This window comes from Rossellomorea aquimaris, from assembly GCF_020172085.1.
GTDB classification, from domain to species: domain Bacteria; phylum Bacillota; class Bacilli; order Bacillales; family Bacillaceae_B; genus Rossellomorea; species Rossellomorea aquimaris_E.
The window spans coordinates 1,806,404-1,830,309 of the sequence record NZ_JAIVAT010000003.1 but is presented as its reverse complement, the minus strand read 5'-3'; the positions used below and the strand labels follow the sequence as shown (position 1 = coordinate 1,830,309).

Annotated in this window: 29 protein-coding genes; 21 read left to right on the top strand and 8 right to left on the bottom strand. The window is 41.0% G+C overall.

Annotated features, from left to right (window positions below; translation table 11 throughout):
- The first annotated feature begins 462 nt into the window (after positions 1-462).
- Complete coding sequence (gene ctaG, locus LCL96_RS10130) at positions 463-1,371, top strand: cytochrome c oxidase assembly factor CtaG (protein WP_224941245.1); 909 nt, start codon at positions 463-465, stop codon at positions 1,369-1,371.
- Between the two features lie 109 nt (positions 1,372-1,480).
- Positions 1,481-1,942, top strand: coding sequence for a DUF420 domain-containing protein (locus LCL96_RS10125; protein WP_224941244.1), 462 nt, complete (start codon positions 1,481-1,483; stop codon positions 1,940-1,942).
- A gap of 499 nt (positions 1,943-2,441) precedes the next feature.
- Here LCL96_RS10125 and ytvI read toward each other — a convergent pair whose 3' ends face one another.
- Positions 2,442-3,500, bottom strand: coding sequence for a sporulation integral membrane protein YtvI (ytvI, locus tag LCL96_RS10120; RefSeq protein ID WP_224941243.1), 1,059 nt, complete (start codon positions 3,498-3,500; stop codon positions 2,442-2,444).
- A gap of 185 nt (positions 3,501-3,685) precedes the next feature.
- Positions 3,686-4,045 (bottom strand): YugN family protein, encoded by a 360-nt coding sequence (locus LCL96_RS10115; protein ID WP_079531576.1) that lies wholly within the window; start codon positions 4,043-4,045, stop codon positions 3,686-3,688.
- A gap of 261 nt (positions 4,046-4,306) precedes the next feature.
- On the opposite strand from LCL96_RS10115, the gene LCL96_RS10110 reads away from it, so the two are divergent.
- Complete coding sequence (locus LCL96_RS10110; RefSeq protein ID WP_224941242.1) at positions 4,307-4,741, top strand: CBS domain-containing protein; 435 nt, start codon at positions 4,307-4,309, stop codon at positions 4,739-4,741.
- A 222-nt stretch (positions 4,742-4,963) separates the two neighbouring features.
- A complete protein-coding gene (locus LCL96_RS10105) occupies positions 4,964-6,007 on the top strand; it encodes a CAP domain-containing protein (RefSeq protein ID WP_224941241.1) in 1,044 nt (347 codons plus the stop codon).
- Between the two features lie 44 nt (positions 6,008-6,051).
- Here the strand turns inward: LCL96_RS10105 and LCL96_RS10100 are convergent, their stop codons facing one another.
- On the bottom strand, positions 6,052-6,540 hold the full coding sequence (locus LCL96_RS10100; RefSeq protein ID WP_224941240.1) for a PaaI family thioesterase: 489 nt from the start codon (positions 6,538-6,540) through the stop codon (positions 6,052-6,054).
- A gap of 156 nt (positions 6,541-6,696) precedes the next feature.
- Between LCL96_RS10100 and LCL96_RS10095 the strand changes: the two genes are divergently transcribed.
- From LCL96_RS10095 to LCL96_RS10080, 4 genes are all read left to right on the top strand, one after another.
- Positions 6,697-7,119: a YlbD family protein gene (locus LCL96_RS10095; protein WP_224941239.1), complete on the top strand. Its 423-nt coding sequence runs from the start codon at positions 6,697-6,699 to the stop codon at positions 7,117-7,119.
- A 15-nt stretch (positions 7,120-7,134) separates the two neighbouring features.
- Positions 7,135-7,377, top strand: a complete 243-nt coding sequence (locus tag LCL96_RS10090; RefSeq protein ID WP_224941238.1) for a YlbE-like family protein — start codon at positions 7,135-7,137, stop codon at positions 7,375-7,377.
- 100 nt (positions 7,378-7,477) lie between these two features.
- Entirely contained in the window at positions 7,478-7,873 is a 396-nt protein-coding gene (locus tag LCL96_RS10085; RefSeq protein ID WP_224941237.1) for a hypothetical protein, read from the top strand.
- A gap of 147 nt (positions 7,874-8,020) precedes the next feature.
- Complete coding sequence (locus LCL96_RS10080; protein ID WP_224941236.1) at positions 8,021-8,467, top strand: YlbF family regulator; 447 nt, start codon at positions 8,021-8,023, stop codon at positions 8,465-8,467.
- 50 nt (positions 8,468-8,517) lie between these two features.
- Here LCL96_RS10080 and LCL96_RS10075 read toward each other — a convergent pair whose 3' ends face one another.
- Positions 8,518-8,829 (bottom strand): hypothetical protein, encoded by a 312-nt coding sequence (locus LCL96_RS10075; protein ID WP_224941235.1) that lies wholly within the window; start codon positions 8,827-8,829, stop codon positions 8,518-8,520.
- A 139-nt stretch (positions 8,830-8,968) separates the two neighbouring features.
- Between LCL96_RS10075 and LCL96_RS10070 the strand changes: the two genes are divergently transcribed.
- Positions 8,969-9,244, top strand: a complete 276-nt coding sequence (locus tag LCL96_RS10070) for a YlbG family protein (RefSeq protein ID WP_044337505.1) — start codon at positions 8,969-8,971, stop codon at positions 9,242-9,244.
- A gap of 86 nt (positions 9,245-9,330) precedes the next feature.
- Here the strand turns inward: LCL96_RS10070 and LCL96_RS10065 are convergent, their stop codons facing one another.
- A complete protein-coding gene (locus tag LCL96_RS10065; RefSeq protein ID WP_224941234.1) occupies positions 9,331-9,720 on the bottom strand; it encodes a methylthioribose kinase in 390 nt (129 codons plus the stop codon).
- A 172-nt stretch (positions 9,721-9,892) separates the two neighbouring features.
- On the opposite strand from LCL96_RS10065, the gene LCL96_RS10060 reads away from it, so the two are divergent.
- The 3 genes from LCL96_RS10060 (at position 9,893) to coaD (ending at position 12,653) form a co-directional block, all read left to right on the top strand.
- A complete protein-coding gene (locus LCL96_RS10060; protein ID WP_224941233.1) occupies positions 9,893-11,314 on the top strand; it encodes a hypothetical protein in 1,422 nt (473 codons plus the stop codon).
- Between the two features lie 263 nt (positions 11,315-11,577).
- Positions 11,578-12,132, top strand: coding sequence for a 16S rRNA (guanine(966)-N(2))-methyltransferase RsmD (gene rsmD, locus LCL96_RS10055; RefSeq protein WP_224941232.1), 555 nt, complete (start codon positions 11,578-11,580; stop codon positions 12,130-12,132).
- Positions 12,133-12,167: 35 nt separating this feature from the next.
- Positions 12,168-12,653, top strand: coding sequence for a pantetheine-phosphate adenylyltransferase (coaD, locus tag LCL96_RS10050; RefSeq protein ID WP_224941231.1), 486 nt, complete (start codon positions 12,168-12,170; stop codon positions 12,651-12,653).
- Positions 12,654-12,742: 89 nt separating this feature from the next.
- Here coaD and ylbJ read toward each other — a convergent pair whose 3' ends face one another.
- On the bottom strand, positions 12,743-13,960 hold the full coding sequence (gene ylbJ / locus LCL96_RS10045) for a sporulation integral membrane protein YlbJ (RefSeq protein WP_224941230.1): 1,218 nt from the start codon (positions 13,958-13,960) through the stop codon (positions 12,743-12,745).
- 176 nt (positions 13,961-14,136) lie between these two features.
- On the opposite strand from ylbJ, the gene LCL96_RS10040 reads away from it, so the two are divergent.
- Both LCL96_RS10040 and LCL96_RS10035 read left to right on the top strand, forming a co-directional pair.
- A complete protein-coding gene (locus tag LCL96_RS10040; RefSeq protein ID WP_224941229.1) occupies positions 14,137-14,916 on the top strand; it encodes a patatin-like phospholipase family protein in 780 nt (259 codons plus the stop codon).
- Positions 14,917-14,922: 6 nt separating this feature from the next.
- Positions 14,923-15,966 carry a SepM family pheromone-processing serine protease gene (locus tag LCL96_RS10035; protein WP_224941228.1) on the top strand — a complete coding sequence of 348 codons (1,044 nt, stop codon included), beginning with the start codon at positions 14,923-14,925 and terminating at the stop codon, positions 15,964-15,966.
- Between the two features lie 55 nt (positions 15,967-16,021).
- Here LCL96_RS10035 and LCL96_RS10030 read toward each other — a convergent pair whose 3' ends face one another.
- Positions 16,022-17,233 (bottom strand): nucleotidyltransferase, encoded by a 1,212-nt coding sequence (locus LCL96_RS10030; RefSeq protein ID WP_224941227.1) that lies wholly within the window; start codon positions 17,231-17,233, stop codon positions 16,022-16,024.
- A gap of 238 nt (positions 17,234-17,471) precedes the next feature.
- On the opposite strand from LCL96_RS10030, the gene LCL96_RS10025 reads away from it, so the two are divergent.
- The 4 genes from LCL96_RS10025 to LCL96_RS10010 all read left to right on the top strand — a co-directional run bounded on the left by LCL96_RS10025 (position 17,472) and on the right by LCL96_RS10010 (position 19,885).
- The gene (locus LCL96_RS10025) at positions 17,472-18,014 is read left to right on the top strand and encodes a YceD family protein (RefSeq protein ID WP_318246411.1); all 543 of its coding nucleotides are present in this window, start codon (positions 17,472-17,474) and stop codon (positions 18,012-18,014) included.
- A gap of 64 nt (positions 18,015-18,078) precedes the next feature.
- Positions 18,079-18,252: a 50S ribosomal protein L32 gene (gene rpmF / locus LCL96_RS10020; RefSeq protein ID WP_044337494.1), complete on the top strand. Its 174-nt coding sequence runs from the start codon at positions 18,079-18,081 to the stop codon at positions 18,250-18,252.
- 129 nt (positions 18,253-18,381) lie between these two features.
- The gene (locus tag LCL96_RS10015) at positions 18,382-19,137 is read left to right on the top strand and encodes an enoyl-CoA hydratase/isomerase family protein (RefSeq protein WP_224941225.1); all 756 of its coding nucleotides are present in this window, start codon (positions 18,382-18,384) and stop codon (positions 19,135-19,137) included.
- 136 nt (positions 19,138-19,273) lie between these two features.
- On the top strand, positions 19,274-19,885 hold the full coding sequence (locus tag LCL96_RS10010) for an RsfA family transcriptional regulator (protein ID WP_224941224.1): 612 nt from the start codon (positions 19,274-19,276) through the stop codon (positions 19,883-19,885).
- Between the two features lie 48 nt (positions 19,886-19,933).
- Here LCL96_RS10010 and LCL96_RS10005 read toward each other — a convergent pair whose 3' ends face one another.
- Positions 19,934-20,410, bottom strand: a complete 477-nt coding sequence (locus LCL96_RS10005) for an N-acetyltransferase (protein ID WP_224941223.1) — start codon at positions 20,408-20,410, stop codon at positions 19,934-19,936.
- 232 nt (positions 20,411-20,642) lie between these two features.
- Here LCL96_RS10005 and LCL96_RS10000 point away from each other — a divergent pair, with 232 nt between their 5' ends.
- The 3 genes from LCL96_RS10000 to LCL96_RS09990 all read left to right on the top strand — a co-directional run bounded on the left by LCL96_RS10000 (position 20,643) and on the right by LCL96_RS09990 (position 23,906).
- Positions 20,643-21,995 carry an acetyl/propionyl/methylcrotonyl-CoA carboxylase subunit alpha gene (locus LCL96_RS10000; protein ID WP_224941222.1) on the top strand — a complete coding sequence of 451 codons (1,353 nt, stop codon included), beginning with the start codon at positions 20,643-20,645 and terminating at the stop codon, positions 21,993-21,995.
- 60 nt (positions 21,996-22,055) lie between these two features.
- Positions 22,056-22,271 (top strand): biotin/lipoyl-binding carrier protein, encoded by a 216-nt coding sequence (locus LCL96_RS09995; protein WP_224941221.1) that lies wholly within the window; start codon positions 22,056-22,058, stop codon positions 22,269-22,271.
- 93 nt (positions 22,272-22,364) lie between these two features.
- Positions 22,365-23,906 carry an acyl-CoA carboxylase subunit beta gene (locus LCL96_RS09990; protein WP_224941220.1) on the top strand — a complete coding sequence of 514 codons (1,542 nt, stop codon included), beginning with the start codon at positions 22,365-22,367 and terminating at the stop codon, positions 23,904-23,906.

The window sequence follows — 23,906 nt, the reverse complement described above, 5'->3', positions numbered from 1 at the left end:
CAGCTCCGGCGGCTAGTCCCTCGAGGTCATAAGTCAAATCAACCAAAATGGCAAAGAGCGCCATTCCGGTTGATTCGCCTTATGCTTGTCGGGCCTGCCCAAGCCGCCTCCACTTTTCGGTTGTCCAGCTCCGGCGGCTAGTCCCTCGAGGTCATAAGTCAAATCAACCAAAATGGCAAAGAGCGCCATTCCGGTTGATTCGCCTTATGCTTGTCGGGCCTGCCCAAGCCGCCTCCACTTTTCGATTGACCAGCTCCAGGGGCTTGGGGCTCGAGGTCATAAGCCAAGTCACCCAAAAAGGCAAAGAACGCCTTTCCGGGTGACTCATCTTATGCTTGTCGCCCCAAGGCAAGCCCCTTACGCTTTTTAATTGTTCAAGAACTTGTCATGACCTTGCGTTGAAGTGTGGGAGGGTTGTCAGTATAATGGGGGTAGGTGTTAATTGTGAAATGAGGTGAGAAGATGCATTTGGCTATTTTCGGTTTTATGGCGTTATGGAGCCCGTTTTTTCTCATGACGTTAGTGTTTTTGACTGTACTCTACTTTTTGATCACGGTAAAGTGGAAGGATAGCTTTAAGGATAATAGAAAATTGACTGGTAAAGAAGCAGGATTTTTCCTTGTTTCAATGGTCTTGCTCTACGCTATTAAGGGCTCTCCTGTTGAGGTGCTCAGTGGGATATTGTTTTCTGCTCACATGACGCAGATGGCCTTTTTATATCTAGTCTTCACTCCATTATTGATATTGGGTATACCGGATTGGTTATGGAAGGCAATTATTGAATTGCCGGTTGTCAGAAAGATATTCCGTTTTATGACGAAGCCGCTGATCTCATTGTTGTCATTTAATTTGGTGTTTTCGATTTATCACATTCCATTGATCTTTGACAACGTTCGAACCGATGTCACCCTTCATGGGTTGACCACGTTTGTATTGTTCATTCTTGCGGTATTTATGTGGTGGCCGTTAATCAATCCCGCCGATGAAGATATTGAGCTCAGTGGTTTAAAAAGGATCGGTTATATACTTGGAAGCGCCGTGTTATTGACCCCGGCATGCGGATTGATCATCTTCGCAGAAAATCCCATGTATGCAACGTACTATGATCCAAATGAATGGCTTAAAGCGTTATCTCTTTGTGTACCGGTGAATACACTCGATGGCCTGACACTGACCGGACCGGAATTATTTACGTCCATGTCAACGATCAACGATCAACAGCTCGGTGGAGTTCTGATGAAAATTGTTCAGGAAATAGTATTTGGGGTGGTTCTTTTCAATTTATTCTTCCATTGGTATAAAAAGGACCAGGAGCAACAGGAGAAGCAATCTTATGATCCAATAGCAGATTCACCCTTACAGGAGCAATAAAAATGGTACAGGAATAGCCAGGTGAAGTTATCCCTGTACATACATATTTTTTTAGTTTTGCTTCTTGTAAGTTCCATGTAAGAATTTTTTAGAAAAGAGAGGAAATGAGATGGATTTACCTATATTACCTACGATAAGTACAAGCTTTATCGTTTTAAGTGCTGTCACTGTGGCAATAGGCTGGTGGCAGATAAATCAGAGAAAGATCGAACAGCACCAGAAAACGATGACACTTGCGGGGATTTTTGCCCTTATCTTTTTCGTTATTTACTTAAGCAGGACAATTTTTATCGGGAACACATCATTTGGCGGTCCAGATGATATCAAAGTTTATTATACGATCTTCCTGGTCTTTCATATTACGTTGGCAACGGTTGGTGCCGTGTTTGGTATCCTGAGCCTTTGGACTGGATATAAGGACCAGCTTAAAAAACATCGCAAACTCGGTCCGATAACGAGCTTCATCTGGTTCTTTACAGCCATCACAGGCGTAGCGGTCTATTTGCTTCTTTACGTATTTTACAAAGGCGGAGAAACGACTTCAGTAATCAGAGCCATCCTCGGTTATTAATCCAAAAGAGGCTGGGACAAAAGGTTTTAGTCAAAGTAAAATCCGAACGATTTCCGAAATTTTTTTGTGAAATTCGAAATCGTTCGGATTTTTTATTGTTATAGCTAAAGCATACTTAGTATATATATCAGGTTCTAGTTGTTAATTGGAGTGCAAGGCGAAGACTGCTACGGGAGTTGCGGATTGAACGAAAAGCTTAGGCGGCTTGCACAGCACCGACAAGCATTAGTTGAATGGGCTTAAGAAGGTGTTTTTTGCCTTCTTGGACCATTTAGCTTATGACCAGAGGGGTTAGCCGCCGGAGCCAGACAGGTGAGTCCCCTAGAGGTGCGACAGCGACGAGGAAGCGAAGTCTTGCGCGGAATCGGGCAACAAGAGACCTAGAAAGGTCATTAGTACAGATAATTCGTCTTTAAATGGGATATATGTAGTCATGTCCCAGCGTATTTTATCTTTCAAGATATAAAAAGGACAAATCCCAGATTTGGGATTTGTCCTTTTATAATTTGAAATTGGTTTTAATGATACCGGCTTCTTTAGCAGAGTTGAACACGATGAGTAACAATGGACCGATGATGAATCCCAACACACCAAAGAGTTTGAGACCGAGATACATCGCAATCAGTGTGGCTAGTGGAGATAATCCGATGTGACTTCCCATCACTTTAGGCTCAACGGTCCTTCTAATGATCAACAGTATGGCAGCCAATACGGCTAATTGGGTGCCGAGAGCAATATTACCCGTCAACAGATGGAAGATTGCCCAAGGACCAAGTACTACGATGGATCCAATCAGTGGTATGAAATCAATCACCCAGATGATGATGGACATCACGATTGCAACGTCAGGAGCAATGAAGAGAAGTCCGATCAAGGAGACGATAAAGATGATGATGCTTACGAGAAATTGAGCTTTAAAGAATCCAAATATGACGTAGGTGAGCCTTGACGTCATAAAGGTAACTTTTTCAGCTGTTCTCTCTGTCAGGTGACCATAAATGGATTTCTTAATCCTGGGTAAATCCAGCATGAATAGAAAGAGTGCAATCAAGTAGACGAGAAAGCTTACCAGATAATTTGGAATATACGACAAGAACAGGCTGATTCTTTCAATGTTGAAAGAATTGAGAATCTTTGTTTTGCCACTGTTTAGAAAGCTCTGGACGTCCTCGCTGAAACTCTTTACCAATTCATCTGGAAGGTCTTCAGTTGCATTCAGCAATCGATCTTCATAATCCAGCCAGATATCGCTTAGTTGATTAACGTATTTGGGTGCATCTTCGATAAGTTTGATTCCTTCTCCCACGACTTTAGTGGTGACGAAGAACGAAGAAACGCTAATGAGGAGCAAAAACAATATGAAAACGGACAGAACTGCGAATCTCCGTTTAGTTGAAAAGCGTTTTTGTATGAAGCCGACAGCTGGCTCCAGAAAAAGAGCGGTGATGATTGCAGTAATCAGCGTTACGGAAACCGGTAGAATAAAGAAAGTGATTAATGCTATCAATAAGATGATCAAAGAGATCATTAATACTTTTTTAGTGAAGAACTTGGACAATTGTGTACCCCTTTCTAACAGGAACCTCTTACATATTATTATATTAGAGACAGAGAAGAATGAACAGTGGGAAGAAAGTGAAATTTTGAAGGTTTTGTAACCATTGATAATAAAGGGATTCTTTGAATTCACGGAATGAAGAGGATAAGAAAAGACTGTCTGTAAGCCAGACAGTCTTTAGTATGTTACCATGCAAAGTTCGTAGCATCCTTCTTAACATCCGCTAATAGCTTTTCACATGAAGTGACTAGGTGTTTAGGGAACTCTTCCCCTTCACCATATTCCACTCCGTGAGGGTAGTAATGTTTCCCAAGTAGAGGGGTCATCAATTGAATAACAGCGTCATGCTTCCCGATATCTCCTTCGACAGCAAGACCTTGGATTCGTAAGTAGAAAATACCTTCTCTAATTTCGAACTTGCGATCATAGGTCACACGCTCATAGTCCCATTGACCGGCACGGACCAGGCCGTGAGATTCCATAATTTCATCTAATCGGTTTAAATCCACTTTTAAGCTTTCAAACTCTGTTGCTTCAAAACGCATAATTTTTTCCTCCTATATTGGTCTGCATGAGGATATCAAAGTTATTTTCGCCCCATGCTGTCCGTATGTTAGAAGCATTTATATCGGTGTATGTACAGTGATACTAAATGCGGTATTTCTCCTTCTTAATAATAGTGGAAAAATCTTTATCTTGCAATGTCTTGAATCATTTGAATATGGCGATTTTTTAAAAGACGAATATCTTTCTCGATGAAGTTGAAAAATATAAGAGCAAATGTTCAACCCGGGAGGATGATTAACTTGACTAAAATCAAGGATATGATGACAAAGGATGTTGAGACCTGTTCATTACTCGACAATGTGTATGAGGTCGCTCTTAAAATGAAAGAACATAATATTGGATCCATCCCCATTGTTGATGGGGAAAAAATTGTAGGGGTGATGACAGACAGGGATATTGTCCTCCGCTGTATTGCAGAAAAACACCCTGCTTCCTCAAAAGTAGAAGATATTATGAGTAAACATTTGATTACGCTAAGTCCTGAGGCTTCAGCTGAGGAAGCCGCGCATATCATGGCCCAGAATCAGATCAGGAGACTGCCCATTGTGGAAGGAGATTGCTTAGTTGGAATGATTTCCTTGGGGGATCTGGCCATTAGGGAATCGTTAGGTAGACAGGCATATGTTGCTCTGGAGAATATTTCCGAATCCAACTTCAGAAATAAACCATTTTAATGTAAAGGGGTGATCATGTTCATAACACGATCACCCCTGTTTTAATGTACGGCAGTGAATAAACGGGTAGGTCAGTTTTAGAACGAAGAAAAATATGCTATTCTTGATTGGAGACTCCATTTATAGCAACAACTTTAGTGGTATACTGTACCTAGTAATGGTGGAAATATCTTATTGTGAAAATAGAGAGGAGGGAAAACTCTGAGAACGGTTTTACGTATTTTGATCATTCTTGTCATTATTTTAATTATTGGAATTTATCAAGGTCAAAAGCAGGAAAACGAACCATTAAGGGGACCAGAAACCCAAACTCTAAAAGAAAACAAAGATAACCAATTAAACCCTACAATTGAAACACCCGGAGAAAGACCTAATTCCGGTCTATCGATCTGGATTGGCAAAGACACAAAAAAGCTGAAAGAAGCTTTTGGTGAACCTAAAAGGGTCGAGCCGAGTTCCTACGGGTATGAATGGTGGGTATATCCGATTTCAAATAAACAATACATACAAATGGGCGTTGTCAATCATAAGGTAGTGACACTCTTTGCAATAGGAAATCAAGTGGATGTTGCCCCTTATAAACTCGGTCAGCGATTGGAGGACATTTATCGTTTTACTATTGTCGATTCTGAAATTGTGGTAAACGATGATTCAGGTTCCTACCAATTTGAATTGAACGAAGAAGACTTGAATACTCGTCTGCTCGTTCCACTCGGAAATATCTTTGCCCAGCTTTATTTGGATAAATTTACAGGAAGGTTGACGAGTATCCGCTTTCTGGATGGCCCGACACTGATTGAGATGCATCCTTATGAGATGATGTATCGGGGTGAACTGGCGGAGGATATGGAACCAACTGAAGACGAATGGGATAAGGTGAACACGGCCAGTGAACAACAGATTTTTGATATTACAAATGTGATCAGACATCAATTCGATCAAGATGTCCTCATGTGGGACGAGGATACAGCCAAGGTAGCCAGAGGGCATAGTCAGGAAATGTATGAAAAAGATTACTTCTCACATGATTCACCTACTCTCGGGGATCTTTCACAGCGACTCGATCAGGAGGATGTACCATTTAAGGCTGCAGGAGAAAACATCGCCTCTCAATATACTGATGCTCCGGAAGCGGTGCATGGCTGGCTCAATTCAGAGGGTCACAGGAAGATCATGTTAGAACAGAATTTCACGCATCTTGGCGTAGGGGTATACAAAAGATTTTATACCCAGAATTTTATCGAAAAGAAGGAAGAGGAAGAATAAACAAGTGGAATCCCCTTCATTGTTTGGGGATTCCACTTTTTGCATTATTGCTTTTTTTTGAAAATAAAAAACGAACCGGTTGAGTTTGCCACGAGCTTTCCGTCGGAATTGACCACTTTTCCATCCACTACAATGGTTTTGCTTCCTTGATGAACGATTTCCGCATGAGCGGTAAGATGTTCACCTACCCCTGGCGCCAAGTAATGGACATTTAAGTTTGTTGTTACCGCCCCATATCCTTCTGGAAGCATCATATTTGCCAACGTCCCCATAGCTGTATCCACTAATGTGGCCGTCACACCTCCATGAACAATCTCCAATGAATTGTGGGTGACGGGTGTGATTGGAATGCTTACCTCAAGGTGTCCATCCTTCATTTCCCTATCCATAGCGAAAATTCCGCCGATAATTGACCCATTCTCCCTGTTGCACTTTCGTTGTACGCCTTCAAGCAGCTGCTTAATGATTTGGAGGTCCTCATCGGTTGCTTCTGATAGACATTCTTTGAATAATTCTTCTACCTGTTCTTTCATTCTTATTCATCCTTTTTTAGTATTCACGGTCTCGATGTCAGTTAAGTAAACAAATGCGTCAATATGCATATTACTACAAAAAGGAATGTATCACCATTCTTTTCGTTTCTTCATAAAGTGTAATAGGTAGATGCCTGTAATGGAGGTGTTCATGAAATGGGAAAATCATTACACCCAAAAGTGAAAGAATTTAAAGGATTTGTGAAAAAACATCCGAAAATCGTAAAAGACGTACGAAATGGAGATGCGGATTGGCAGGATCTCTTTGAAGATTGGTATTTGCTTGGCGAAGAAGACACTAGATGGGATAAGTATAAGAATGAATCCTCGAAAGGAAATGAGACACCATCAACTACTCAGGAGAATAAAGGGGGATGGATGGATCAAGTGGGGGAAATGGTGAAGAAAATGGATGCAAATCAATTGCAGCAGCATATAAACAGCTTAAGTGAAGCACTTGGGGCGGTCCAGGGTGTGCTCAGTCAATTTCAATCCGGCAACAGCAGGGGGGCGGGAACTGCTACCAAAACGGAAACGCCATCCAAACCTTCCCATCCTTTTTCGTTCCGAAAAGATTAGGAGGAGGTCAAATACATGAGAGCAGACATCATAGAATACATTTATACAAAAGAAGATTTGAAATTGTTCCTCAGAGATCAACCCCAGTGGTACCGTACACTTTCCCGAAATCCCAATGAATTAGAAAAATTTGAGATAGCTTCAATCAATCATTTTCAGAAAACGATTCCCCACAGGGTACAGAAATTCTCGAATGGAGTTCAGATGGCTTCCATGATGATCAGTATGTTTCAATCAATGAATAGTGCCGATAATTAAGGTGCTATTTTTTTTGCCACCACTCTATGTAGACAACCGAGTTCTTTGAGTAAAATGGGTGTCGATTGGGCAAGGCTATAGGTAAGGAGTGGTGTAAACGATGAAGAAACGATTGTTGTTCTCGATTGGTTTATTGTTGATATTAAGCGGCTGTAAAGAAAAGATGCCAGAACCAGAAAGCTTTACATTCACAAAAAAAGTGGAAGCTGCCAATACGGAGCAGAAATCTGTTTCCATTAAACATATGGTTCAAGGTAATCAAGTGTATATTGAATGCATTGTACCTGGGATTACGTTTAATTCAGAAAAAAAAGGTGCGAAAAAAGGAAAAATTGTCGTTCGTTCCAATACAGGTAATTTGTATAAGGAATATCATACAGCAGCTTTCGTAGTAAAAGGATTACCGAAAGGTGTGCATCTTTTAAACGTCGAAATCGTAGGCAAGAATAACAAATCATTAGGATTGAAAAAGCAGTTTTATGTCACAATTCAATAAAGTAAGCGCAATCCAGTCACATAATAGTGTCGAGTATGTTTTTGATTTATAACCGTCCAAGGAGTTAATGGATCTGAAAGTTTCAGACAAGCATATTCGCTTCCTTCTGTGAAACATGTTAAAATAATGTTTACGGAGGTGGGCGTTATGCTTGCTACTATAGAAAGAATGGAGATTTTGGATTCAGCTGACGAGTTATCTCAGTGGATCTTAGAATCTGATGTGGCAGAAAATTATCGAAAGTCTTTATATAAACTTCGCAACAACTCTGAAACCCAGCGTAAGGTACAAACCTTTTCCCGGATGAAAGAGAGTTACGAAGAAGTTCAGCGTTTCGGCAGATATCACCCTGATTACAAAACCATCATGAAAGAAATCCGTGAAGTTAAAAGGGAAATGGATCTTGATGAGAATGTAGCAGAGTTCCGAAGAGCCGAAAACGAGTTACAAGATCTCCTTGATCAAGTGAGCCTTATGATTGGACATTCCGTTTCTAAAAATGTAAAGGTTCCTTCAGGAAACCCTTTCTTCTCAAGTGGGGGATCATGTGGTGGAGGCTGTGGTTCAGGCGGCAGCTGCGGATGTTCAGCGTAAATCATATGTAAAAAGAGCGTACCTAAATGGGTCCGCTCTTTTATAAAGCATTATTTTAATCTGACACAATCAACACAAAGGTTCCCGCAGCAAAACATTTTTTCTTGGGGGACATAGAACCTATGTCGATAAACGTATAAAGTTTCCTCTTCCCTGAAGAAAATGGTATCAGAATGCAGTCTCTTTCCCCGCATCGCCTTTGCCGACCATTTCTTGATGCAGAACTCAATATCACTTTTCGCTTTCTTGGATCGAATATAGATGAAAGGAATGCCTGCGCTCCATTTAACATGCGCTTCTTCAATCCCTTCCTCCTTTTTTAAATGTTCGATGAAAAAGTCCCAAATCACATTCAAGTCCATGGAGGTCCTCCGTTCTCTACTACAGTATGTAGTATTCACTATACACCTTATTTCATGATAGTTCATACCATTACATATTGCTTACCCCCACGTGATTATGCTAGACTTAATAAAAAGTGATTCCTAGAGGGGAAACTATATGTTAACAGAAAGACAAGGTTTAGTTGTTTGGTTACATAGTTTGAAACATGCCAAATCCCTTAGACGATTTGGGAATGTTCATTATGTATCGAAGAAAATGAAATATGTTGTACTGTACTGTAATCAGGATGAAATCGACTCTGTGATGGAGAGAATATCGACTTATTCTTATGTCAAGAAAGTAGATCCATCATTTAAACCATTCATCAAGTCTGTGTTTGAAAATTCCAGACCGGACAAAGCGAAGGAATATGATTACAAAATGGGATTTTAGTGATTGCTGCCAAAGAGTATGTTTTGGCAGCTTTTTTCATATATTAGAACCGTTTCCCTTCCTTTTAACATTCATGTATGACACGTTTACTGTAAAGGCAGGATATAATGATTTAATCGCAAAATGGCGATCAGATGTTGATAATACAGGTCAGTCTCCGGAAATAGAGTGGAGGGCTTCACATCCATTTGAATAATCACCTTATCAAGTTTCGCAGCGGTTTCCTCAAATAAAGAGTATCGCTGGTTCGGTTTCATATTTGGGTTCGGAATTCCTTCTCTGCATATATAGATGGCTTGAAATTTTCCTTCCTCTGTAGGCTCCATCACAAGAGCGAGAGAGGTGACCGCTCGTTCTTTCACAACAGTATGGAACGCTAACATATGCTGTAGGCGTTCTTTATTTGCTCTCGCAAGTTCCACAAGTTCATAAATATCTGAATATCCTTCACCTAATTCAATAAATCGTTGAATCATTCTTTCATTCCCCTTTTCTTACCGAGTTAATCAATTCCTTATTATTTCAAACCTATCGACATAAGTAAAGATTCTTATCTAACGATTATGATAATGTTTCACAAAAATGTCCCCCTATTTCTTATCCACATCTGATATTCTTGAAGTAGCATAAAGAGGTAAGGGGTAGGGTATGAAACGTCTTTTCATTACATTCGGATTATTGATGATCCTTATTAGTTCAGGCATCCTCGTTTTTCAATGGATGGGCTTTCGTACTGAGAGTGCCGTAGAAACAGGAACTGTCGAGGTCAATCAATCTTATTCCATCGTTCATCAAAATGGAAAATTTAAAGTTAACCAAACGATTCACTTTCCAACTTCGGTTCCAGATTCTATGACCATTTATTGGCCGGATGGGGCAGAGAACTTTACTTGTAAGAATCAGGATGGGAAGAATTGTTTGACGAAAGAAAACGGTGAATTTCAAATTAGTACATTAAATGTTGAGCCTCAGGAAATCACCGTTACCTATACGATTCATCCGTCGATTGAAGCTGGGTTTATCCTATTAAGGGATTGGTTTCCTGTGTTTTCTGGTGTTTCAACTTCAAGTACAGTTATTCAGTTAACAGAAAAGAGTCTTAGAACCGGAAATTGGATAGCAGGGTATCAATCTGCCAGCCATAAGAAGCTGGATTATATTGATTATTATTTCTTCAGTGGAGAGGGTCAACCATCGGATTTACTATGGACAAAGAACGCGTGGAAAGAGAAAAGATCGTCTGCAGTAAGGATGTTGACAGAGGAAGGGGTTCCCACAGATTTTGGAGATTCCCTGGATTCCCTGGATTCCGATGACGGTTTCGTCACCATCATCCAAACCAAAAAAATCAAACCGTTTCAATCGCCACACCTCATTGTGATGGGCGGTGCTTTCGGAGGAGATCAGATCAACAATATCAGGCGAAGTTTGCTATATCAAACAATGTCCTCCAGGGACGATGATGCTTGGTTGAAGGAAGTGGTTGTCGGCCTCCTTTTAAACGATGCTCCACCTACTGGCCAATCGGCGTGGGCATATAAACAGTTGAAAGATGGACTAAGCCCTTCAGAGTGGGATGAGCTTAGACAAATGGTTAAGAATCCTACTGTTGATCATATCATGTTGGATGATGCAGTAAGCAAAGTGACAGGCTTTACGTCCTCATTCTTTGCAGACAGTGTGAAGGGGAAGGGGAAGGGGAATGAGAATCAAACTCTCATCCTTCATGGGAATAAGCCTATTATAATCAATCAGGAATCAAAGGAATTATCATATCTTTTATTCCAACAAAAAAAGTACATTCAGTTTGCCGAAACAGTTAAAGATTTGGGTTTCGAGATGAGAGAGATAGAGCCGGGTGTATTCTTAACAACTGTAAATGGGAATTCATTAAGGTTTTATGTCAATGAAGACTACTTTATTTATAACGAGGAAAATTACGGTGTATTAGTTAAGCCGGTTCAAACGATAGGGGATTCTGATTATATAGATATCCAGTGGTTGGAGAAGTTGTTTAAAGTAGATGTCGTAGAAAATGATCAAGTCATCAAATTGGTAAAAGAAAAGTAAAAAAGCCCTGCAGAACTTTCTGCAGGGTCCTTCTATATCCATCTCTGGAAAGAAGGCAAAGGGAGAGGAGAAACCGGAGGAAGAACTTATGGGGAATCGTAAGTCTTCTCCGCGGTTGGCAACAACATCAGTTAGGATGCTGTTACTTTCATTATCACCTATCAAAATGATTTTATACATTTTTGTATCAATTTTAGAATGTGGCGATATGTGTCGAGATATGATAGGATAGGGAAGAAAAAATACATATATGGTGGATGATTATGAGAGTCATATCAGGTACGTTAAAGGGCAGGCCGTTAAAGGCGGTTCCTGGAAGTGGAACACGGCCCACAACAGATAAGGTGAAAGAGTCAATATTTAATATGTTAGGTCCCTATTTTGAAGGTGGGACCGGATTGGATTTGTTCGCAGGAAGCGGCGGACTTGGTATTGAGGCTTTAAGTCGAGGGCTTGATTCCGTCATTTTTGTGGATAGGGATGTCAAGGCATTTCAAACCATAAAGACCAATCTTCATGATTGTGAACTGTCGGATCAAAGTGAAGTATACCGAAATGAAGCCACAAGAGCGTTAAAGGCGATATTAAAAAGAGAAATAGTCTTTGACTATATCTTCCTGGATCCTCCATATAAACAACAAAAACTTCAGCAACTCCTGGAATTCATCGACGAACACAACCTTCTAAATGAAAGCGGTTACGTCATGTGTGAGCATGGATCTGAGATATCCTTGCAAGCAAGCATCGGAAGCCTGAGGAAGATAAGGGAAGAGACATATGGAATCATCAGGATTTCGATTTTTTCCAGGGGAGAATGATTGAGGAATATGAAAAAGAGCCGGGAGGTATGAATATGCCAAGTATAGCAGTTTGTCCAGGGAGCTTCGATCCTGTTACATACGGACATTTAGACATTATCAGGCGTGGTGCCAAAGTTTTCGATCAAATACACGTAGTAGTGCTAAATAATTCTTCAAAGAAACCACTATTTTCAGTAGAGGAAAGAATTGAGTTGATCCGTGAAGTCACTCGCGACATACCTAATGTAGTAGTCGATTCTTTTCAGGGTTTATTAGTTGATTACGCGAAAAATGTTCATGCTAAAGCGATTATCAGAGGATTAAGGGCGGTTTCGGACTTTGAGTACGAAATGCAAATTACATCTATGAACAGAGTCCTTGATGATGAAATCGAAACGTTCTTTATCATGACAAATAATCAGTATTCTTTCTTAAGTTCCAGTATCGTGAAGGAAGTGGCTAAATATGGCGGCGATATCTCAGAGCTGGTACCAAAGCGAGTGGAAGAATCATTAAAGAAGAAATATCAGGATAACTAATTTAAACAGGGTTGATCCGGTTATAGACCTCAAATTATCACGCATTGTGAAAATAAGAATGGTCTATAGGGATCAACCCTTTCGTTCTTTTATACACTCCTTTTCTGAGCGTATAGGATCATATATACAACCAGACTTAAAATCGTGATAATGGGACCTGCTGATTTGAACCAATAAAGCATGTCGGTCCAAAATGCGTCGTTATGCCTGGCAAAAACCGGTATGGCATTGGATAGCTGCTCATTGGAAAACCGCTCATAAATAGGCTTCCAAATGAGGATGGTGGTGACAGAGGCTGCAAGTCCGTGAACAAAGCGCGCATAGAAAAACGGTTTAAACCGAATATCTGTCTCAGCCAGAATACTTGCCACTTGAGCCTGGACACTGAACCCGCTGAAACCTAAGATAAAGCTTGTGATGATCGCTTGATGAAGGAGGGTGGCTTCAGTGACACCGCTTGTCAGCTTTGATCCCAACGTAATTTCAAACATACCGGAGATTAACGGTATACTTAACTGTTCAGGTAAACGAAATAGAAGGAATAACGTCGATAAACCCTCGGCCAAAAAGGTCGTGATGTGAAGGTGATACAGCATTTTATTTATGACAGAAAATAAGATGATGAATCCACCAATCATCAATAATGTTTGGATGGATGAAGTAACGGCATCCCCCAGCAGTTTCCCAATTGGACGCTTATCCTCAAGTCTAGTCTTGTGAAGAGCGGAAAAGGCTTCTTTGACGATGAACCCTTTTTTATTGGAAGTTTCCTTCCTTACATCATTTCTATCTGATCCTCCATAGAACCTCATGATGATCCCGACACATACGTTTCCAATATAATGTGCAGCTGCCAATACGATCCCGAGGGTAGCATTTTGGAAAAAACCCACAGAGACAGCACCGAATATAAATAAAGGGTTGGATGAGTTTGTGAACGAAACGAGCCTTTCGGCTTCAACATTTGTAATTTGTTCTTCTTGACGTAATCGTGCTGTCAATTTAGCCCCTGCTGGAAATCCAGATGCCATTCCCATCGCCCACACGAATCCTCCAACTCCCGGGACCCTGAATAATGGTCTCATCAAAGGTTCCAGCATTACCCCTATGAATTTGACCACACCAAAACCGATTAGCATCTCAGAGACGATAAAAAAGGGCAATAAAGAGGGAAAGACGATTTCCCACCACATGTCGAGTCCCCTGATGGATGCTTCGAGGGACTCCCCTGGCATCAGGATGAGAGATGCAGCAAATATCGTAACACTAATGGATAAAGCCAAGGTTTTTAATTTAGATTTGTACAACCGGACTTCCTCCCCTTATAAAATAGGTTCCTACTATTTCAATCCCTTGTGAAACGGGAAAACAATGATAAAATGAGATTAATTCAACTTGTCCTCATATTATTCAATATACTCATACATAATTGAAATAGACCATATGATGACTATACCGAGAACTCGGGAAAAGGGGGAAGGGCATGGATAGACCAAAGATCGGATTAGCCCTCGGCTCGGGTGGCGCAAGAGGATTTGCTCATTTAGGGGTATTAAAGGCATTTGATGATGCGAACATCCCGATTGATATGATTGCAGGCAGCAGCATGGGGGCACTTGTTGGCTGCTTCTATGGGGTGGGTCATAAGATGGAGGATCTATATAAGCTTTCCACTACCTTCAGGAGGAAATATTATTTAGATTTTACCGTTCCGAAAATGGGCTTCATTTCTGGTAAAAGAATAAAAGAATTCATTCAGCTTTTCACTCATAATAAACATATCGAAGATTTAAATATCCCTGTAAGTGTAGTGGCAACAGACATTACTAACGGGGAGAAAGTTGTGTTTACCACGGGTCCCATTGCGAGTGCTGTAAGGGCAAGCATCGCCATACCGGGAATTTTTGTTCCTGAAAAGATAAATGGCCGTTTGTTGGTGGACGGAGGAGTGATCGATCGAGTCCCGGTCTCAGTTGTAAAAGAAATGGGAGCTGATATCGTTATAGGAGTCGATGTATCACACGTAAAACGAAATGCAGAAATCACCACCATTTATGACGTCATCATGCAAAGCATTGACATCTTACAATTAGAAATTGTCGCTCACCGGGAATTTGCTTCCGATTTCATGATCAGGCCACACGTCGAAATGTACAGCACTAGAGCCTTTAAAAATATTGAGGAAATCATCGATATGGGAGAAGAAGAAGCGAAGAAGGTTATTCCTTCAATTCAGGAAGCTCTAAACAATTGGAAGGAGTAAAGAATAATGAAAACGAAAACGTTAATAAGAACGCTGGTCATCATGACCATCATTATGGTTGCCAGTTCCTTTTATTATCTCCCTTATTATGTTACGAAGCCTGGGAGTGCCCATGAACTTGATCCAATCGTCCACGTGGAGAATGGATATAAAGATGACGGGGAATTGATGCTGACAACAGTAAGAATGGGAAGAGCGAATATTTATGCCTATTTAATGGCCAGCATAAGAAAATACGAATATATCTTTCCCGTCGATGAAATCAGAAGTCCTCACGAAAGCGATGAGGAATACAATCTACGTCAACTGCAGCTCATGAATAACTCTCAAAGTCATGCAATTGAAGTAGCGTTTAAAAAAGCCGGTAAACCATATGAATACAACTATAAAGGGATATATGTATTGAATATATACCCATCCATGCCTGCTGAAGATGTCCTTAAGCCCGGGGATCGGATCACCGCCATCGACGGTCAAACGTTTCAGTCTTCACAGGAATTCATCGACTATGTAAGTGGAAAATCAAAAGGGGAAAAAGTGGATATCACGTTCGTTCGAAATAAGAAGGAGAAGATTGAAACGATCCCTTTGGAAGCATTTCCGGATATGCCCGATAAAATCGGTCTTGGTATAACATTGAGCGATGATAAAGAAATCATTACAGATCCACCTGTAACGCTTGAGACCGAGGAGATAGGAGGGCCCTCTGCCGGTTTGATGTTCAGCTTGGAAATCTATGACCAACTAACGGAGGAAGACCTTCCCAAAGGACACAGGATAGCTGGAACCGGAACCATTTCAGAAGATGGGGAAGTGGGGCGTATCGGTGGCATTGAACAAAAAATAATCGCTGCTGACAAAGCCGGAGCTGAATATTTCCTAGCCCCGGATGAAACCATTACAAAGGAAATGAAGGAAAAATACCCTGACCTCGAATCAAACTATATTGCTGCCAAAAGGACCGCAGAAGATATCGGAACTGATATGAAGGTGATACCAGTGAAAACGTTTGATGAAGCACTGGCCTTCCTTCAATCAATAGAAAAATAAACAAAGAGACTGCCTTAAATGAAGGGCAGTCTCTTTGTTTAGGAGCTATGATTGGCTAGATTATGATAGGTGGCTGGGACCATTCCTTGGTCAGCAGTTTTTTCCGCGAAGCAGGATCATGCAAACCTAATGAATAAATTTCAGCAGCCTTGACATCTAATTTTATTGATCGTGGGTCCGCACTTGAAAGCTTACTGATCAGTGGAAGGGACAAGTTCTTTTTCTGCATTCGGATAAATTCCCTGCCTCTCTCATTCATACCCAACAGGCGTATATACCCGGGGGCAACGTGTCTCTCTCGCATATCTTCTTTATGCGTATCGGTTAAAATATGAAGGAGCATTCGTTGGAGACGTGTCCACGTATATCGCTTTGTCTTAAGCTTAATCATGAATTCTTCGAAGCAAAGAGAGTGTCTTGCATACTCTACCATCCGATTTTCAATACCTTCTTCAATTTCATATATGTCTCTCAATTCATCTTTTGAAGAGGAGAGAAGTTTGAATTGAAGCATAGTCCAATAGTTCTCCCATCTATGAAATTCACCAAATTCGTGTACATATTTATCCAGTTCTTTTACAGAACTTTCTGGAAGATAAGAACTGATCTCATGTTGATCATCGGTGTTAAATATACTTTTGCGAATACTGGTCGCACTGGCAATCGAAGGTGAAGCAAAGTGTTCATCATGGTACCCTGCGGATTCACGCGTAATGGTATACGCCTTGAGAGATGATGACAGGAGATCTCTTGCCTCCATATAGTGAAATCCCAGAATATTGTTTGGTTTACTTAGATCGATGACAGATTCTTGATTTCCTAACTTTTTGAATGCATCGGCAAGTGCCGATGGATAGCTCATTCCTTCTTGGATGAATTCCCTTATGTATTGATCGTATTGCTCTTGATTGGACTTGATAAAGCGAAGTGTATTGGAGAAGGCTTCAATATCTCCGTCCTCGCTTCCAAAGCAGAAGCTTTCACATCCAATTTGATCTAAAAGCGCAATGGCTCCCCTTGAAAAGATTTCCGCATGTTGTGTGGCAAAGCTATAAGGGAGCTCGATCACCACGTCCACCCCGGCATCTAAAGCCATTTTTGTTCGGGACCATTTGGAAACAAGTGCAGGCTCTCCCCGTTGGAGGAAATGTCCACTCATCACCGCCACCACAATATCTGCACCCGTTGCAGTGCGAGTCGCTCTTAAATGATGTAAATGTCCATTATGGAAGGGATTATATTCTACTACCACACCTGTGGCTCTCATGTTATTCCCACATCCTTTCTAATGCTTAATTCGTGCTTATTATGTTCATTATATAAGGAAATGATATAAATTCTCCCCTTTTTTGAAAGAATCATAACGAATGTTATAAAATATTTGAAAGGCCTCCTCATTAAACGTTATAATGACAACACTATGGTTAAAAAGAGTGTAAAGAAAAAATATTGACAAACGGTATTATGAAAGCTATAATTACCTTTGTTGCCTTGAGGTGATGACATTGAAATGGTCAATAATACAATTACAAAAATTTAGAGACAAGGGACTTTCCATAGACGAAACAATTAATTTGGATGAACTGAAAGAAGTCGATCCCCAAATTATAGAAGTCTCACCTATTCGAGTGTCTGGAAAGGCTGATATCGGTTCAAACCGTGTCACTTTTCATCTTCATATAGAAGGGAAGTTAGTGTTACCTTGCTCAAGAACCCTTGTGGATGTTGATTTACCAGTTGACATTCATACGATTGAGACGTATCTTCTTAATGAGGCTGATTATGATCAGTATGAGGAAGAGGAAGTACATCGTATACAAGGTGATGTTATTGATTTAAAACCGGCTATCAGAGAATTGCTGTTACTTGAGATTCCAATGCAAGTAATCAGCGATGAAGCGAGAGAACAAGATGAGATGCCTTCCGGTAAGAACTGGGAAGTGATGACGGAAGAACAAGCTCATGGAGTCGAAGAAGAGGAAGAGAAGAAAGTGGATCCTCGACTCGCTGACTTAGCGAAACTTCTTGATCAAAACAAGAACTCTTAAAAGCGAAGTACCAGTCCGACTGGCTTCATAATGAGTATGAATCTCTTTTAAGGAGGTGGGAAGAATGGCAGTACCTTTTAGAAGAACTTCTAAAACAGCAAAAAGACAACGTCGTACACACTTCAAACTACGTGTACCTGGTATGGTAGCATGCCCAAACTGTGGTGAAATGAAACTAGCACACCGTGTTTGTAAAGAGTGCGGAACGTATAAAGGAAAAGAAGTTGTAAACAAATAATCGTTTACAGCGCATAAAAGCGTGAAGAGACCATGGCTCTTCACGCTTTTTTTGTTTTTAAGAAGAAATGCCTGTTCAACCAAAGGGGAAAACCATACACTATAAGTAAGAAAAATAGGGGGGATCAAATTGGGAGAATATTTAATACATATGAATGCTGATGGAATATTGAAGTTTATCATCAATCGACCTGAAAAGCGAAATGCAGTGAGCTATGAAGTGATGGATGGACTTGAGAAGGCATTGGAAGAGAGTGTTCATAACGATCATGTAAAGGCTCTTGTGATAACTGGAAGTGGTGATCGTGCTTTTTGTTCCGGTGGTGATTTATCACAATTTCACAATCTCAAAACAGAAACAGAGAGTTATGGCATGCTTAGTAAAATGGGCGGACTTCTTACGAGGCTTGCCTTTTTGCCGAAACCTACAATCGCTTTCATTAATGGGACTGCGGTTGGCGGTGGGTGCGAAATCGCTACTGCGTGTGACTTCAGAATTGCGAAAACAAACGCGAAACTGGGATTTGTACAAGGAAATCTTGCCATCACTACCGGATGGGGAGGAGGGACCTTGCTCCTTGAAAGACTCCCGGCATCAAAGGCGCTTTCTCTTTTAATGACAGCACGATTGGAACACGCAGAAGCACTATTTGATTTGGGATTTATAGATGAAGTAGTGGATCACAATGTCCCATTGGAGGAAAGTCCGCTGTTTAACATGATCTCATCGAAATCTATAGGGGTCTTGGCAGCATATAAATGTCAACTTCTTGCTAAATGGGATAAGGAAAGAATAGAGAGAAATATTTTAAGTGAAATTCAAAGGTGCTCAAAGCTATGGGCACGTGATGAACATCATGAAGCTGTAGAAGAATTCCTGAACTAAATAGAGTATTTCCGAGTGGAGCAGGTGAGATATTGGCCTGTTCTTTTTCTTTATATGTAAAAAAGAGTGATGCTGATTCTATCTTCTCTAGTAAGAGCATATGTATGGAGAAACTGATCAAACAGGAGGGATGGAAATGTCTTCAAATAGACAAGATGCTTGGAGCCAGGATGAAGATGTATTATTAGCTGAAGTGGTATTGCGTCACATACGCGAAGGAGGAACTCAGCTGCAGGCGTTTGATGAAGTAGGAAAAAAACTATCCAGAACATCGGCGGCATGCGGCTTTCGTTGGAATTCGTTTGTCCGTAAACAGTATAAGTCGGGAATCGAACTTGCCAAAAAACAAAGAAAACAAACTAAAAAGCACTCACCATCAGCGAAGGTGTTTGAAGGAAAACAGGAAATTCCAAAGGTAGAGAGTACATCGGAAGCTCCTGAAGCATTTTCTATGGGAAGTATGATACAGTATCTCCAAAAAGCGGAAGAAGCCGTTCGAAACGAAGAGGCAGTAAGGAATGAAAACAGTCAGCTGTCTGAACAAATTTCACAACTCCAGGATAAGCTCAAAGAAGCGGAAGAGGAGTTGAGAGAATATGAAGAAAAATTCAATCTCCTGGAAGAAGATCACAAATCATTATTAGCTATCTTTGAAAAAGCTAGAAAAATGGCATTACTTCAAGGGAACGAGGACAAAGTGAAATTCCAGATGGATAAAAACGGAAACTTACAAAGGTTGAATAAATAAAGTGAAAAAAGGCTGACTCAACAATATTTGAGCAAGCCTTTTTTTGTGTTAACTGATTTTTTGTTCTTTTACACCTTCAGGGAACCAGACATAAGGGTTTTCTCCTAAATCTCTTTCCACTTCGTATGTGACAGCTTCAAAGCCCATTTTTTCCCAAAATCCTTGGGATTTGATGCGGGAGTTTGTCTTGATCGGCAAACCGAAGTTTTTGGCAAACTCCACTAGAGCTTTCCCGTAGTTCTTGTTTTGATATTTTGGTAATACTTCAAGCTTCCATAGCTCCAGATAATTCTGGGGAGGATCGAAGTATTGATCGAATCGGGCATTCCGTTGATATAAGCTCATTCTAGCAACCAGGGTATCACCGAAATAAATACCGTAAAATGGTGATTCACTGTCGTTTTCGATAATATTTGCCTGCAAGTCTTCAAGCATGGATAATTCTTGGACACCATATTCTTTAAATTTCTTAAACTCTTCCAGAGTTTTATAATTCACTTTTAACTTTTCTACTTTAACTGCCATCGTATGACCTCCTATAATGCTGAAAAATAATTCTGGGAAAACATGATGAGTGCTTTGTCTTTTTCGGTTGACTCTTTTCTTAGAGTCTATATTTATTATTATTATATAACAAAAATACAAAAAATTCTGCACTTAAATAAGAAAACGTTTACAATAGAGAAGAAGGATTTCGACGATTTTTGTAGAATTCGTACTAAGAACAGATATGTTCTGTTATGAAAGGGGAGAGATTGTGCAGAAGATACTAATTGCAAACAGGGGAGAAATCGCTTCTAGAATCATCAAAACATGTAAACAATTAAACATTCAAACAGTCGCGGTATATTCCGATGCAGATCAGGATATGCCCTTTGTGAAAGAAGCGGATGTCGCATACCGCATAGGTGAATCACAAGTAAATCGTTCATACTTGGTAGTGGAGAATATACTCGATGTAGCTAAGAAGGAAAAGGTGGACGGAATCCATCCTGGATATGGATTACTATCTGAAAATGCTGCCTTTGCGAAGGCGGTGACAGAAGCGGGTATTACGTTTATCGGTCCCGCCCATGACATCATCGACAAGATGGGGGATAAGGTAGAGGCGAGAAAGGTAATGCAGGAAGCGTCAGTTCCTGTAGTGCCTGGAAGCGAAGGTGGGGTAGGTACCATTGATGCAGCCAAGGAAGTTGCCCTGGCGATCGGTTACCCCGTCATGTTGAAAGCAAGTGGGGGCGGCGGTGGAATTGGTATGATCCGCTGTGAAAATGAGCAAGCGCTCGTTCAAAGCTTCGACTCTACTAAAAATCGTGCAAAAGCCTATTTTGGGAAAGAAGAAGTCTTTCTAGAGAAATGTATTGAGAATGCGAGACACATAGAAGTGCAAATCTTCGGGGATCAACACGGCAACCTGGTTCATCTGTTCGAACGTAATTGTTCTGTTCAACGGAGAAATCAGAAAGTGATTGAAGAATCACCTTCTCCTGACCTTTCTCATGAAACAAAAGAGCGAATGTTTGCAGCTGCTGTGCAGGCTGGAAAGGCAGTGGGATACACGAACGCAGGAACCGTGGAATTTATCGTAGACGAAGAGGAGAATTTTTATTTTCTTGAAATGAATACACGTCTGCAGGTAGAGCATCCGGTCACTGAAACGATCACAGGTCTTGACCTTGTGAAATGGCAGCTGCTTGTTGCGGACGGGAAGCCCCTTCCTTTATGCAAGCAGGAGGAGATCCTTCATCACGGTCACGCGATTGAATTCAGGATTTATGCAGAAGATCCAAAGACTTTTTACCCTTCTCCAGGCCAATTAAATGTGTTGAAATGGGGCGAAGGAGAGGGTGTCCGTATCGATAGCGGATACGAAGAAGGAAACAAGGTTACCCCGTTCTATGATCCAATGATCTCAAAATGTATCATCAAGGGTAGGGACCGCAATGATGCATTGCATAAAGCGAAGGTATTCTTTGATGGTGTCAGCATTGAAGGTGTCAAGACCAATGTGACGCTATTCAAGGATATCATTGAGGACAACGGCTTTATTGAAGGTACTTACACGACGAAATGGCTTCAGGACTTTTTGACAGCCAAACGCACTCATTGATAAGGGAGTGCTCCCTTTACAAAATACAGTTTTTATATAATAAAGATGGAGGAATCACACATGAAGGAAATTACATCAACAATGGCTGGAACAGTATTAAATGTATTAGTGGAACAAGGTGGGGAAGTGTCTACAGGGGATACTGTACTCATGCTTGAATCAATGAAAATGGAAATTCCTGTTGAAGCTGAAGCTGGCGGGAAAGTGGCGGAAATTAAAGTAAATATAGGTGATTTCGTGAACGAAGGGGATGTATTGCTCGTTATCGAAGGATAAACTCTTTCATTTAATGACAAGTCTGAGGTATATGACCTCCGACTTGTCTAGATGGATACCAATACGTTTACATAAAACGACGGAGGGGATAGTATGTCGACATCCAAAACGATCATCAATACTCTTGAGGAAACAAGAGAAAGGATAGCGTCTGGCGGTCAGCCTAAATATCATGAGAAGTTGAAAGAACAGAAAAAAATGTTTGTTCGTGATCGACTTCAACAATTATTTGACAATGGAGATTATCAGGAAGACGGGATGTTTGCGAACAATAAGGCAGGTGACTTGCCAGCTGATGGAGTGGTTACAGCAATCGGGAAAGTGGGAGGTCAGACTGTGTGTGTCATGGCCAATGACTCTACTGTGAAGGCCGGCTCCTGGGGTGCAAGGACTGTAGAGAAGATCATCCGAATTCAAGAGACTGCATTGAATTTAAAGGTGCCTATCTTCTATTTAGTGGATTCTGCAGGAGCACGGATCACCGATCAATTGGATATGTTTCCAAATCGACGTGGTGCTGGGAAAATATTTCATAACCAAGTGAAGATGTCTGGGATGGTTCCGCAAGTCTGTATCTTGTTCGGGCCATCTGCCGCAGGTGGGGCATACATTCCTGCATTCTGTGATATCGTCATCATGGTTGATGGAAATGCATCTATGTACCTGGGCTCTCCCCGTATGGCAGAGAAAGTCATCGGTGAGAAAGTGACACTTGAAGAAATGGGTGGAGCAAGGATGCACTGTACCGTCAGTGGCTGCGGGGACCTCCTTGCTGCATCCGAACAGGAAGCGATTGAGGAAGCGAAAAGGTATTTAAGTTATTTCCCGGCAAATTATCAAAACAAGCCGAAAGTGGTGGATGGAGCTGCCCCTAAACATGAAAAATTGTTAGAGGACATCATTCCTGAGCATCAAAACGCCCCATTCAATATGTATGATTGCATTGATACGTTGATTGATGAAGGAAGTTTCTTTGAAATGAAGAAACTATTCGCTCCTGAATTGATCACAGGCTTCGGACGACTGGACGGAAAGGTCGTCGGAATCATTGCGAATCAACCTAAAGTAAAAGGTGGGGTCCTTTTCCATGACTCGGCCGATAAAGGGGCTAAATTCATCCAGCTGTGTGATGCTTTCCACATCCCGTTATTATTCCTTGCAGATGTACCAGGATTCATGATCGGGACCAAAGTGGAAAGAGCAGGAATAATCCGTCATGGTGCCAAGTTGATCGCTGCCATGAGCTCTGCAACGGTAACCAAAATTTCTGTTATCGTCAGAAAGGCTTATGGTGCCGGTTTATATGCCATGGCTGGTCCTGCATTCGACCCGGATGTATGTATTGCTCTTCCAACTGCGCAAATTGCCGTAATGGGTCCGGAAGCTGCGGTGAATGCTGTGTATTCCAATAAGATTCAGGCCATAGAAGATCCAAAAGAAAGAATACAATATGTACAAGAAAAACAAAAAGAATATAAAGAGCATATTGATATTTACAAGTTGGCATCTGAATTAATTGTAGATGAAATCACTGCCCCAAATGAATTACGCTCCGTATTAATTCAACGGTATAGTTTATATGAAACGAAGGATGTTCAATTCAGCGAGAGGAAACATCCTGTTTATCCTGTCTGA